Source organism: Methanosarcina barkeri 3, from assembly GCF_000970305.1.
Taxonomy (GTDB): domain Archaea; phylum Halobacteriota; class Methanosarcinia; order Methanosarcinales; family Methanosarcinaceae; genus Methanosarcina; species Methanosarcina barkeri_A.
This window is the reverse complement of the sequence record NZ_CP009517.1, coordinates 3598279-3611202: the sequence shown is the minus strand read 5'-3', so window position 1 is coordinate 3611202 and position 12924 is coordinate 3598279. Positions and strand designations below refer to the sequence as shown.

11 protein-coding genes are annotated in these 12924 nt (G+C 41.7%); 6 read left to right on the top strand and 5 right to left on the bottom strand.

Annotation, left to right across the window (positions count from 1 at the left end; all coding sequences use genetic code 11):
- Positions 1-74 precede the first annotated feature (74 nt).
- From ilvN to MSBR3_RS14695, 4 genes are all read right to left on the bottom strand, one after another.
- Positions 75-560 (bottom strand): acetolactate synthase small subunit, encoded by a 486-nt coding sequence (ilvN, locus tag MSBR3_RS14710; RefSeq protein ID WP_048108956.1) that lies wholly within the window; start codon positions 558-560, stop codon positions 75-77.
- The gene (locus MSBR3_RS14705) at positions 560-2326 is read right to left on the bottom strand and encodes an acetolactate synthase large subunit (protein ID WP_048108955.1); all 1767 of its coding nucleotides are present in this window, start codon (positions 2324-2326) and stop codon (positions 560-562) included. The genes ilvN and MSBR3_RS14705 overlap by 1 nt, the downstream gene beginning before the upstream one ends.
- Positions 2327-2628: 302 nt before the next feature.
- Positions 2629-4116, bottom strand: coding sequence for a (R)-citramalate synthase (locus MSBR3_RS14700; RefSeq protein ID WP_080942318.1), 1488 nt, complete (start codon positions 4114-4116; stop codon positions 2629-2631).
- 474 nt (positions 4117-4590) lie between these two features.
- Positions 4591-5673 (bottom strand): M42 family metallopeptidase, encoded by a 1083-nt coding sequence (locus MSBR3_RS14695; protein ID WP_048108953.1) that lies wholly within the window; start codon positions 5671-5673, stop codon positions 4591-4593.
- Between the two features lie 456 nt (positions 5674-6129).
- Between MSBR3_RS14695 and MSBR3_RS14690 the strand changes: the two genes are divergently transcribed.
- From MSBR3_RS14690 to MSBR3_RS14665, 6 genes are all read left to right on the top strand, one after another.
- Positions 6130-6483, top strand: coding sequence for a prefoldin subunit beta (locus MSBR3_RS14690; protein ID WP_048108952.1), 354 nt, complete (start codon positions 6130-6132; stop codon positions 6481-6483).
- 138 nt (positions 6484-6621) lie between these two features.
- Positions 6622-7626, top strand: coding sequence for a DHH family phosphoesterase (locus MSBR3_RS14685; protein WP_048108951.1), 1005 nt, complete (start codon positions 6622-6624; stop codon positions 7624-7626).
- Positions 7627-8213: 587 nt separating this feature from the next.
- Complete coding sequence (locus MSBR3_RS14680) at positions 8214-9518, top strand: phenylacetate--CoA ligase family protein (RefSeq protein ID WP_048108950.1); 1305 nt, start codon at positions 8214-8216, stop codon at positions 9516-9518.
- Positions 9519-10036: 518 nt separating this feature from the next.
- Entirely contained in the window at positions 10037-10474 is a 438-nt protein-coding gene (locus MSBR3_RS14675; protein WP_048108949.1) for an ACT domain-containing protein, read from the top strand.
- A gap of 257 nt (positions 10475-10731) precedes the next feature.
- On the top strand, positions 10732-11085 hold the full coding sequence (locus MSBR3_RS14670) for a DUF2103 domain-containing protein (RefSeq protein ID WP_048110590.1): 354 nt from the start codon (positions 10732-10734) through the stop codon (positions 11083-11085).
- A 22-nt stretch (positions 11086-11107) separates the two neighbouring features.
- The gene (locus tag MSBR3_RS14665) at positions 11108-12085 is read left to right on the top strand and encodes a methanogenesis marker 12 protein (protein ID WP_048108948.1); all 978 of its coding nucleotides are present in this window, start codon (positions 11108-11110) and stop codon (positions 12083-12085) included.
- Positions 12086-12120: 35 nt separating this feature from the next.
- On the opposite strand, the gene MSBR3_RS14660 is transcribed toward MSBR3_RS14665, so the two are convergent.
- Entirely contained in the window at positions 12121-12705 is a 585-nt protein-coding gene (locus MSBR3_RS14660; RefSeq protein WP_048108947.1) for a TIGR00288 family NYN domain-containing protein, read from the bottom strand.
- Between the last annotated feature and the right edge of the window lie 219 nt (positions 12706-12924).

The window sequence follows — 12924 nt, the reverse complement described above, 5'->3', positions numbered from 1 at the left end:
AGTATTTTTGACAATTCATCAGTGTATATAGATTCTTTTTAAATCCGCTGAATTATTACTGTAATTTTTGTGGTTTAGACCTTCTTTGGACCACGAACCAGGGCAATCTTGCCTGTTCGGACCATTTCTTTGATCCCAAACTGTCGAAGGAGTTTTTCAATTGCATCGATTTTTCCTTCATCTCCTGTTACTTCAACAGTTATGGATTTGGGAGCAACGTCCACTATTCTTGCCCTGAATATATTTGCAATCTGGATAATTTCAGCTCTTGCAGTTACGTCAGCAGATACTTTGATGAGAGCAAGTTCCCTTTCAACTGCATCATCAACTCCGATATCCGAGACCTTAATAACATCTACAAGCTTGTTCAGCTGTTTTGTAACCTGCTCGAGGACCTGATCGTCTCCCTGAACCACAATAGTCATTCTGGAAATCTCAGGGTCTTCCGTAACTCCTACAGCCAGGCTGTCGATATTATATCCTCGTCTTGAGAAAAGCGAGGCTACCCTTGAGAGAACTCCAGACTTATTTTCCACAAGAACTGCAAGTGTGTGTTTCATCACTGTTCCTCCAGGTCGAGAACTCCATCAACTTTTACCTTACGCAAATTGGGCATAGGGCAGGGAGTATCTGCGTGCTCTTCAATGTCAAGGATTTCATTGATTGCAGCTCCTGCCGGTACCATAGGATAGACATTTGCCTCGCACTCAACAATGACTTCAACAACAGCGGGCATACATGACCTGACAGCTTCTTCAATTGCAGGCCTTACTTCGGAAGGCTTTTCCGCACGCAGTCCAAGGGCTCCGTAGGCTTCGGCAAGTTTGACGAAGTCAACACTACCTTTGATGTAAGTATGAGAATATCTTCTATCATAGAAGAGTTCCTGCCACTGTCTTACCATGCCCAGATAACCATTATTCAGAATTACGGAAACAACCGGGATATCATTCTGGACTGCCGTTGCAAGCTCCTGAGAGTTCATCTGGAAAGACCCGTCCCCTGCAATGTTGATAACCGTTTTATCCGGCTTTCCGACCTTTGCTCCTATAGCTGCCGGGAAACCGTATCCCATTGTTCCGAGTCCGCCTGATGTAATAAAAGTGCGTGGCTCTTTATACTTGAAGAACTGAGCAGCCCACATCTGGTGCTGACCGACTTCGGTAACTATAATTGCATCCTTACAGGCCTTAGAGATCTGCTCGATAACAAACTGAGGCATTATAATATCAGGTGACATCTGTTTATAGGTGAGCGGATACTCCTTCTTCCACTGTTTTATCTTTTCGACCCATTTTTCGGAATTACAACGCTTGATATGTTTATTCAGAGATCTGAGTATCTGCCTTGCATCTCCGACTATTGGGATGTGAACCTTTACATTTTTGGATATCTCTGCAGGGTCGACATCGATATGGATAACCCTGGCATTGGGAGCAAAGGATTCGAGTTTCCCGGTCACGCGGTCATCGAACCTTGCACCCACAGCGATGATGAGATCCGATTCCTGAATAGCATAGTTTGCGTATTTACTCCCGTGCATTCCAAGCATTCCGACATATAGTGGATGTTCTGTTGGAATTGAGCCTATTCCCATGAGGGTGGTTGTAACCGGAGCATTGATTGTTTCAGCCAGTTCCACAAGCTCGGCGCTTGCATTAGAACTTATCACTCCACCGCCTGCGTAAATTATAGGCATACAGGAGTTTGCGATTTCCTCGGCAGCGCGTTTGATCTGCTGAGTATTACCTTTGTAAGTTGGCTTGTACCCTCTAAGTTCTACTTTGTCAGGATAGTAAAAGTCAATCTCCGCGTTCTGTACATCCTTTGGAAGGTCAATTAATACCGGGCCAGGCCTTCCGGTAGAAGCGATATGGAAGGCTTCTTTTACAACTCTCGGGAGTTCTTTTGCATCCTGTATGAGATAATTGTGCTTGGTAATGGGCTGGGTAATTCCCGTAATGTCGGCTTCCTGGAAAGCATCATTTCCTATCAGGAACGTCGGGACCTGCCCTGTTAAGGCTACAACAGGTACTGAGTCCATATATGCGGTAGCAATCCCTGTTACCAGGTTGGTTGCTCCGGGACCTGAGGTGGATACGCAGACCCCGGTCTTTCCAGTTGCACGGGCGTACCCGTCCGCAGCATGAGCTGCTGCCTGTTCGTGGCGCACAAGTATATGGCGCAGATTCGAATCATAAAGTTCGTTATAGAAGGGAATGATCTGCCCTCCCGGATATCCGAAGATGGTATCAACCCCTTCTTCTTCCAGGCACTTTATCAGAGCCCTTGCGCCATTAACTTTTTCTGTTGACCCGGTTGTCATTATTTAACTCCTTTTTATTTCTTAACGGTGATTTAACTGGACACTCACCTGAAGATGAGTGTGTTTCCAGTAAGGGTGTGTCATTAAAAATATTTATCTCTCACACTCACAATTTCTTGTTATTAATTTTGTAAATATATCATAATAGATCATGTATATATGGATAAGGTTTTTTCCTGATCCAGAAACATCGTCAGTACGTGATTTCAAAAATTTCCAGAAGGAAAAAGAAGAGAGGGCACAGGAATAAATAAGTAACTATACGCCCTCCTGAGAAATCTTTAAAGTTCATTTTTTTGAAATCACTCAGCTCGTATAAGGCGGTTCATACCGTTCATTACAGCCTCTACCGACGCCATAATAATGTCCGTCCTGGCTCCGCTTGCGGTAACTACCTTCCCATCCTTGGAAAGTTTTACTCTTACTTCTACAAGGGCATCGGTTCCGCCAGTGATCGAGTCTACGTGGTATTCTTCAAGAATAATATCTTCCGCACAGGAACTTACAGCTCTCCGGATTGCGTTGATTACGGCATCTACAGGTCCGTTTCCGATTCCTGCCTGTACTATATCTTTATCTTTTACGTTAAGTTTTATCGACGCCGTTGGAGTCACCCGGTTCCCGGATACAATTGTAAACTCTTCCAGTTTTACCAGGGGTTCTTTGTAGATATCAAGTACGTTTTCCGCGATAGTCTGGAGGTCAGCATCGGTTATATGTTTTCCCTGGTCACCAATCTGCTTGACCCGGTTGAAAATTTCTTCGATCTGGGTATCGTCAGCTGCAAGCCCCATTTCTTTTAAGGCAAGGGTAACCGAGCTACGTCCTGCATGTTTTCCAAGTACGATCTGACGCTGCCTTCCGATGTATTCAGGGCTCATAGGCTCATAGGTTGCCTTATCAGCCAGAAGACCGTGAACATGAATTCCTGCTTCGTGAGTGAACGCATTTCCGCCTACAAGAGGCTTATTTGGCGATACGGGAATTCCTGTAAGCCGGCTTACAAGCCTTGAAGTCCGGTAGATCATCTCGTGTTTGATACCTGTATCGTACTTGTAGAGCCATTCCAGGCTCATTACTACTTCTTCAAGGGATGCGTTTCCAGCTCTTTCTCCTAACCCGTTAATAGTTACATGGGCCTGTTTTGCTCCTGCAGCCAGGGCAGCAACCGTATTTGCAGTTGCAAAACCGAAATCATTGTGACAATGAATGCTGATAGGAGCTTTCAGGGAGGAAGATAGATCCCTAAAAATTTCTTTTGCCCTTTCAGGTACCAGAAGGCCTACAGTATCACAGAAGCATAACCTGTCAGCACCTGCAGCTATTCCGTCGGCATAGATAGCCTTTAGAAATTCAGGGTCTGCACGCGAAGCATCTTCTCCGCTCAGTTCCACAATCAGGCCGTGATCCTTGGCATACTCGGTTACTTCAGCTGCGATCTGCCGTACTGAATCCCTATCCTTTTTGATTTTCGTCCTTATATGAAGGTCCGAAACAGGTGCTACAAGGTGGATAGAGTCAACGTCACATTCCAGAGCACGGTCAATATCGGACTTTACAATCCTGCAATAACTGCAAATTTCAGCATCAAGACCTGCATTTGCAACAGCCTTGATAGACTCCCTTTCACCTTCGGAAGTGATTGCAGAACCGGCCTCGATTATTGAGACTCCAATCTCATCAAGTGCTTGGGCGATTAAGAGTTTCTTGTCCTTTGTAAGGGCAACACCAGGTGTTTGTTCACCATCTCTCAAAGTGGTATCCAGAAAGCGGACATTTTCGAATAATATAATCCCTCAGTCTTTGTTTTATTAGATAGGTTCTTTCGCAATTTAGGAAATAATATTAAAAATAATATACTCATTATATTATAATATTATGTCCTATTTTACAAGTTCCAATGTATTAATACAAATATTACATATATCTTTTCTCAGGAACTCGGCTTTTTCAGGAAGATCTCCGAGTTTACGCCGTGGCTCTCTGAAACTTTTCCTCAATAAGTAGACCATAGTATTTTTAGTTTCCAGTTAACAATATATCCTACTTTAGAAGAAACCATCTCTTTCTACGATCACTTCTTCAAAACATCACTTCAAAACATCAAAAATAAAGATAGTAAAGAGGTTAGGGAAATAAAAGAGAGAAAAATAGAAGATAAGAAAAAATATGAGAAAAAGTCAGATAAATAGAACTGCAAGAGTTTTTCCCGCACATGCGGAACAAAGTGGTAACTCTTGCCTGAAATTACATAGAGTTTCCTCTTAACAGTTTTCAAAGTATTTGTCTACCCTTTCTATTGCTTTTACAATGAGGGAAACGCATGCTTCAATATCTGCCGTATCCAGGACCTCAACAGGGGAATGGATGTATCGGGTGGCTATGCTGACCGTACCTGTAGGGATACCTTCTTTTGTAAGGTGTATTGAGGTTGCATCGGTTGTGCCTCCGGAACCGACTCCAAGCTGATAGGGTATATCATTTTCAGCAGCAGTTTCTTTAAGCCACTTAAGAACTTGCGGATGAGCTATAAGACCTCTTCCGGACGCATCGGCTACAGTAACCACAGGGCCTTTTCCGAGTTCCAGGGAAGAATCGGTTTTATTTATACCGGGATGGTCTCCGGGAATAGTTGTGTCAAGAGCAAGCGCAACATTTGGACAAATTCCAAAGGCACAGGTTCTTGCTCCCTTAAGTCCCACCTCTTCCTGCACGGTACCTACGGCATAGACATTTGCTTCGATTTTGTGTTTTGAAAGCCGTTTCATAACTTCAATAAGGATAACGATGCCTGCACGGTTGTCAAAGGCTTTTGAAGTCACTTTCCCGTTTGCCAGGGGAACAAAGTTCCGGTCAATAGACGCTACCGTACCTATCTCAATTCCGAGGTTCTCAGCGTCTTCCCTGTCTTTTGCTCCTATATCGATGAACATGTCATCCAGTTTCACTGGTTTTTTCCTGTCTTCATCTTTCATTACATGAGGAGGCTTTGATCCGATTACTCCGGGAATTGAACCTTTTTTACCGTGAAGCACAACTCTCTGGTTAAGAAGTGTCTGGTCAAACCATCCTCCGATCCCGACAAACCTGAGGAAGCCGTTATCATCAATATACCTGACCATGAGCCCGATTTCGTCCATGTGGGCAGCCAGCATTATGGAAGGGCCTTCTCCTTTTTTGAGAGCTATGAGGTTTCCCATGCAGTCTCTGCGCATGGTATCAACATAAGGTTCAAGTTCCTTTTCAAGAAGCTCTCGGATATCATCCTCAAAGCCTGAGATCCCATGGGCATTAGTGAATTTTTCAAGCAGAGATTTTATCTCTCTAAGGTTTCCGCCTTTTTCCATTTTCGAATATCTCCTGAATAGTTAATTTAAAGTCTAAATTAGTCTGAATGAGATCGATTATATTCTAATCTAATTAATTATAATTATCTCCTTATTATTCCCCTTTATTAAATGTTTCTTGCAATGACCCTTTGATAAATGGTTTTTAACTTTTAGTAAATAATTTTTTGACTTTTGGCAAATAATTTTTTAATATATCTTTTTTTATAACTATTTTTTTATAATTACTCCTTACCAGGTTATTTTTCTTAAATCATCGTGTTGGAGATAGCTAAGTTATCTCCACCTCAGGCCAACAAATATCATACTGTTTAGTTATTATGACTAACTGTTATTTAAGTTTCTGGCAGAAGGTCTCAGATTAATTTTTGATGGCGAAGAGAGATTTTTCGAAGGCTGTAAGGACAGAAACATTAAAATCCCTTCAGGTTTATTGAGGACTCAGGTGAAAATCATATGACTGCAGAATTACCTCCTCAAGTTCAGAATCAGATAGCACAGCTTCAGCAAATACAGCAGCAGATACAGGCTCTGGCTATGCAAAAATCACAGATTGAAGCTATGCAAAAAGAGTCCAAAATGGCTCTTGATGAGCTAGAAAGACTCGCTGACGACGCAGTAGTCTACCGCAATGTAGGGGAGTTAGTAATAAAAACGAATAAGGGAGAGTCCATTACAAAACTTAAAGACAGGGAAGAAACTCTCTCACTCAGGCTTCAGTCTATTTCCAGACAGGAAGAAAGGCTCACATCTCGCTTTAAACAGCTTCAGGAGCAGATTCAACAAGCTTTAGGCACTAGAGCACAATAATTTTATTTTTCATTCCCGCATAAGGAATATTAAATAAAGTGCAGTCTTGCCAAAACTTATAAAGCAGTTATGCAAAAATCTCGAAGCTCTTGAATCTATGGAGATCGATACCTCTTAAAACGATAGCCAGAGTGGACAATGGAAGTTGATGAAGCGGAGTTTTTCAACCGGCTCCTTGACTATCGAAATATTTTATATTTGTGTCACCGGAATGCAGATCCGGACGCTGTTAGCAGTGCTTTTGCCCTTTCGGAATCTATCGGAGGCACTATCGGACTTGTAGACGGCTGTAACCGTGTAGCTGCTGTACTTATAGAGAGACTTGGCATTGAAGTTGTGGACAAACCCAATCCGGCTGATTACAGTTTTGTCGTCGTGGTTGATACATCAACAAAAGCACAATTAAATGATCTGGAGCTTACCAGGTATTGTGTAATCGATCACCATACAACTACTGCTCTGACAGAGAATGCCGAATTCTATCTGCACAGGAACAGTACCTCTACCGTAGAAATAGTTTACGATATCTTGAAAGCAATGGGAGCACCTATTAACAGGCGAGTGGGGATAGGGATGCTCACGGGAATCGTAACGGATACCGGGCATTTCAAACATGCATCTGCGGACACTTTCCGGACAGTATCCAAAATTATTGAGGATAGTGGTGTTGAGTACGGGGAAGTGCTGGACCTTATGGCTGCTACCCCACAGGATATTTCCATGCGTATAGCTATTCTGAAAGCCGCAAGCCGTGTCGAGCTCGATAGAGTACAGGATATGTTGATAGCATCTTCCCACGTCAGCTCTTTCGGAGGTTCTGCATCTTCCATGCTAATTAATATTGGGGCAGATATCGCTTTTGTCGGCACAGCCAAAGGTGAAAACGTCAGGATAAGTGCAAGAGCAAAGCGTGATGCTGTAAGTGCCGGAGTTAATCTTGGCCAGCTGATGGAAGATATAAGTAACGAATACAGCGGCACAGGTGGCGGACATTCCGGAGCTGCCGGAATAGATGTGATCGGTGACATGAAAGAAGTTCTGGATAAATGCAGGGAAAGAACAAAGAAAATTCTTGAAGCTTCTCTGGGGGAAACGTCAAAAGAGATCTCTTTTGATGATATCAAAGAGCTTGAAAATGAGTGATTTCTTAAGTAAAAAGAGGTTTGCGTTATTCAGAATATGGTCAAAAGAGGTTTCGTTATTCAGAATATATTTCAAAAAATCCCTTACTTCGTATTATACTTAAAATCTCACTTTATTTTTACAAGTATATAATTCAGTAACTGAACCCTAATTATTGACTCCATACTTATAAAATTTGCCGATTATGAGTAAACATTCCAGCTTATCTAAAATCCATATCTAATCATTTTATGAACTTTATCCTTTTATGTAACCAGCTTTCGGGTTTACTCACAAAATCTTTTTTCTGCCTAACAGCTAATATTTATATGAGAATCTAGCTTAAACTTCATATTAATCCAGCTAATCTTCATATTGTATTTGCCGGAAGTATATCTCCGTTGAAATAATAAACTAGAAAATAATAATTAGAAAATAATAAACTCTGGAGAAAGAAAGCAACAGAGTAAGAAAGTAACGTTAGCGAGATAAAGAGAACCGAAACATGGCCTTAAAGCGGCATGAAATGAGATTCATAGGAAAAAAGCTTGAAAATACCGGGCCTGATATTGAGAGCCCAGAATACATAATATAAAGAGTGTGAAATAATGCCAGAATACTGGGACCCTGAGATAGAGACAATGCCTGTAGAAGACTTGAACAAGCTGCAGGAAGAAAAGTTGAAGCAACTTGTACATTATGTGTATGAAAACTCTCCTTTTTATAGAAAAAAGTTTGATGAACACGGGGTTAAGCCGGAAGACATCCAAACTCTTGAAGATGTCAGAAAGTTGCCTTTTACAGTTAAACAGGATCTCAGAGATACCTATCCAACTGGCATGTTTTGCGTCTCAAACTCAAAACTAGCTCGGTTCCATGCTTCTTCAGGTACAACAGGCAAACCTATAGTTGTAGGATATACCCAGAATGATATTGATGAGTGGGCCGAGTCTCTTGCGAGAGGATTTACTTCTGTTGGACTGGGGAAAAACGATATCCTTCAGGTAAGTTACGGGTATGGGCTTTTTACAGGTGGGCTTGGTGCACATTACGGAAGCGAAAAATTGGGCGCAACCGTACTTCCTACAAGTTCAGGAAACACCGAGCGCCAGCTTGAGCTTATGAGAGACCTTGACGTCACTGCTATAGCCTGCACGCCTTCTTACTTCCTTTATCTGATTGAGACTGCAAGGAAAGAAGGCATCAGTATCAGGGACGACACCAAATTAAAGATGGGATTTTTCGGGGCAGAACCCTGGTCCGAAGAGCTCAAAAAACGTATAGAAGACGAATCAGGGATCAAAGCTATTGATATTTACGGAACGTCGGAAATGAGTGGTCCTCTTTTTACCGAATGCTCAGAACAGTGCGGGATTCACATCTGGGCAGACAAATTCCTTGTGGAGATCCTTGATCCTGAGACCGGTGAGCCTGTTCCTGACGGCGAGATCGGAGAACTCGTAATTACGACTCTTGCTAAAGAAGCCTTCCCTCTAATCCGTTACAGAGTAAGGGACCTTACTAGAAAGCTTTCGGAGCCCTGCGTGTGCGGAAGAACCCATCCCAGGATTACACGCATTAGCGGTCGCTCGGATGATATGATTATCGTGCGCGGAATCAATGTATTCCCAGGACAGGTCGAATCTGTCCTTCTGAATATTCCTGAAGTTGGAAACCATTTCATGATCATTGTAGATAGGATTGGACCCCTTGACTCAATGAAAGTCCAGATCGAAATGCAGGAATCTGCCTTTAGTGATAAAATGTCAGATATGATGGCACTTAAAAGAAAGGTTTCTAGTGCACTTAAAAGCGTACTGAACCTTGCAGTCGAGGTAGAACTGGTAGAACACGGCTCTCTGCCCCGTTCGGAAGGAAAATCAAAGAAAGTTATCGACAATCGAAAAATTTGAATTTTTCAAAGAGCGAAAACAAAACCTGCAATATTAAAAGCCTGCAGGTTTCATTTTTTTGAGACTGATCTCTCAATTTTTTAATGAGAAGTTTCTTTTTAATATTAAGCCAGATGTAAAGTAAGTTCTCATACATAATATAAAAATAACTAATGCAGAAAATATTAGGTTTGTAAACAGGAATAATGCTGGTAAATAACACTCTAAAAGGCAGCCAGTTGCTTAGTTGATCATAACTGTTTATAATCTTAACCACTGTATGTAAGCTGAAAATATAAACAGAGACTTATATTATACTTTGATATAGAGACTTATATTATACTTTGGCATAGTAGGGACTTATATTATACTTTGGCATAGAAACTTATAATATACTTTGATATAGAGATTTATATTATACTTGGCATAGTAGAGACTTATACTGTTGTATTCTGGTAAAAGATTACAAAAAGTAAGAGAGAACAAGAATAAACAGCATAAAAACATAGAATAAGCAATATAAGGATACGGGTGCTGGAATGGAAGATAAATTTATAAAGCAGATTTCCCTTTTTGCGGAAAATAAACCTGGCAGACTTGCAAACGTCGCAAACAAATTGAAAAGCGCCGGCATAAACATCAGAGCATTTACCATTGCCGAATCAGGAGACTTCGGAATAATCCGTATGGTTGTGGACAGGTCCGACTATGCTCACAGTATACTCCATGATGCAGGGTTTACCGTTTCCGAAACAAATGTTCTGGGAATCGAAATGGATGATGTCCCTGGTAGTATGTCCCGTATTGCAGAAGTGTTCGGAAAAGCCAAGATCAACATTGACTATGCATATGCCTTTGTCACCAGGGATCAGAAAGCCCTTTTAATAGTCAGAGTCAATGACATTGAAAAGGCAATTAAAACACTTGAAGAGGATAATATCAAGCTAATAAGCATGAAGGAACTTGAAAAGATCTGATTTTACGAAAAAACGGATTTTTCAGAAGAAAGCGTTTTTAAAAAAGGCGAAACGATCCAGAATTCGGTTATTTTTATGCCTGGAATTCTGGAAAGGTTTATTTTTGCAGCATATGGCTTCAGGGTAAAACCTTGATAAGTGGGTTTATGGCCTGCAATACTTCTTTGGATTCTAACCGGATATATACATAATAAATATAAAAAATATATATAGAACAATGAAAAGTTGCCAGGGGAACAGGTACCGGTTTGACTACAATGAAGGTAAATAAAAATAACTTACATGAGAGCTCGCAAAGTTCCTATAAAAACAAGCTTGGTGGAGCCCATACAACAATTATCGGGGGACGAGCTGGTAAAAAACTTGTAAAACTTGTGACCCAGCACCCTGAAGTAAAGAAAGTAATCCCAACCGTAATTTCCGTAAAAGGCATTGCAGGAGGAAGCCTGACCGGAAAGGTGCTGCGTGCGGACGCGAGAGGGAACTTGAGGCTATTACTCTCTGAAGGCAGAAGTTTTCAGGAAATAAGATTGGTAACAACAGTTGGAACCGCTGAAGAGGGAGATAGAATTATGGACGAACTAAACGAAATCTTAAAAACTGCCCTCTGAGGCGCTAAGGAGAGACAAGTAATTGGGGTTTATAGGTATTGATCATGGTACAACTGCGATGCGTTTTGCTCTTATAGACGGAGAAAGTACTCTTACTTTTGAACTTGAGAGGACCGATGCAGCAGCCATGTCCGAAAATGAGATCCTTACTTCACTTGAGGAACACTTTGGAATTCAACGTGAGACAATCGACCTTGTCGCTTTGACGTACTCAATGGGAGATGGTTTTTCTACAATTAAGGATGTCAGGAGCCTGGAAGGAAGGGGACTCAAGAGTACTGAAGGAGCAGGAAAAAAGACAGGAGGAGGCACAAAAGTTTTTGATGCCATTCGGAATTCGGGAATTCCGGCAATAGCAATCCCTGGCCTTCATACGGAGAGTAAGGTAGATTCCAGAATGAAGGTGTTTTCCCATCTTACGAGTCCTGAGAAGCTGGGAATTGCTTACCACATCCTCTGCCTGGGTTATAATAACTTTGTGGTTTCCGACATAAGTTCAAATACTGTTACTCTTGCCGTTGCCGATGGGAAAGTAATTGGGGCAATCGATGCTTGCATATTTGCTCCAGGTGTTCATCATGGACCCCTTGACCTGCAAGCTATCAGGGATGTGGATAACGGATACTGCACTGCAAACCAGGCTTTTATAAAGGCAGGAGCTCTAAGAATGACTCCATATAAAGATAGGGAAGAACTACTCCTTGCAGCCGAAAAAAGAGAAAGTCCTGCTCTCCTGGCTCTTGATACTATTGCGCTGTTTGCAGCCATGGAAATTACGTCAATGCAACTTCTTCTTAAAGATTATGGGACTGCAGGAGAGGTTTTTCTTGCAGGGTCCATAGGAGAATTTGAATATGTGCAGAAAAAAATTCATGCCCATTTGGGGCAAGAGTGCCAGTTTCTCGGAAAATGGCATGCTGCAATAGGCTGTGCCGAGATCGCACGGGATGTTTTTGAAGGAGAAAAAGAAATCCTCGGTGTAGAAGTTAACTATCCTTAAAAAGTGAGGACGGAATATCAAAAAAGGACAGTATGTCAGGTCTTTTCTACGGATTCTTCATACATACTATCCTGATATTCCGATGCATCAATTTTTCCTCCACCTGATGCCATTCCATCGGACTCGTCATAACTGCTCATTTTGTCTTTCTTCATAAGAATAACATAGTCCGCAGAATTCTTTAGCGCTGTGGAAAAACCGGGCTCAACTCCAAAAATAATAGTCTCTTTGCCGTGCTCATTTGCTTTGTTTAACAGCGGCTTGAAGTCTGCATCCCTTGTAACGATTGCAAGAGTGTCAATATTGGGGTTATATACTAGCTCCATACCCTCTACCGCGAGGCGCACATCAACATCGCTCGAACAAATTATAGGTTCAAGTCCATGATTTTCTATAGCTTCAACAAGCTTGTCAGAGGCGTACTGGTTAAGGAAAACGCGCCCGATTTTGATATTTCCATAGTCTTTCAAGACGTCCCTTATCTCCTCAAGATTTACATCAAATTCTTTTCTGAGAATATTCGGGCCGTCCACTAAAAGTCCGATTTTCCGCCTGCCAACTTCTTTTTTCGAGCGGAGGTATTTTGATATTGAGTCTATTCCGCTTTTTACAGGTTTCATTATCAATGTCCTCTGTGATCTTGCAGTTCACGGAACCTGTACCTTGTTTGTTTGTGCCATATGACCATACAGCACTAATTCTGGGGGGGAAGCTACACTTCCAGCAGCCCTCCAATCTGCTGGTACAGAGTTTATGCTTCCGCAATCAGCTTTTGAGGTTTAAAGTTCCGAATTTCTAAGATATATATCTTGATACCGCAATTTTGCATTCAATCCGAT

What these genes read in the sequence shown, in the direction of transcription:
- ilvN (WP_048108956.1), bottom strand. Translation starts at nt 560, where the DNA reads ATGAAACACACACTTGCAGTTCTTGTGGAAAATAAGTCTGGAGTTCTC.
- MSBR3_RS14705 (WP_048108955.1), bottom strand. Translation starts at nt 2,326, where the DNA reads ATGACAACCGGGTCAACAGAAAAAGTTAATGGCGCAAGGGCTCTGATA.
- MSBR3_RS14695 (WP_048108953.1), bottom strand. Translation starts at nt 5,673, where the DNA reads ATGGAAAAAGGCGGAAACCTTAGAGAGATAAAATCTCTGCTTGAAAAA.
- MSBR3_RS14690 (WP_048108952.1), top strand. Translation starts at nt 6,130, where the DNA reads ATGACTGCAGAATTACCTCCTCAAGTTCAGAATCAGATAGCACAGCTT.
- MSBR3_RS14685 (WP_048108951.1), top strand. Translation starts at nt 6,622, where the DNA reads ATGGAAGTTGATGAAGCGGAGTTTTTCAACCGGCTCCTTGACTATCGA.
- MSBR3_RS14680 (WP_048108950.1), top strand. Translation starts at nt 8,214, where the DNA reads ATGCCAGAATACTGGGACCCTGAGATAGAGACAATGCCTGTAGAAGAC.
- MSBR3_RS14675 (WP_048108949.1), top strand. Translation starts at nt 10,037, where the DNA reads ATGGAAGATAAATTTATAAAGCAGATTTCCCTTTTTGCGGAAAATAAA.
- MSBR3_RS14670 (WP_048110590.1), top strand. Translation starts at nt 10,732, where the DNA reads ATGAAGGTAAATAAAAATAACTTACATGAGAGCTCGCAAAGTTCCTAT.
- MSBR3_RS14660 (WP_048108947.1), bottom strand. Translation starts at nt 12,705, where the DNA reads ATGAAACCTGTAAAAAGCGGAATAGACTCAATATCAAAATACCTCCGC.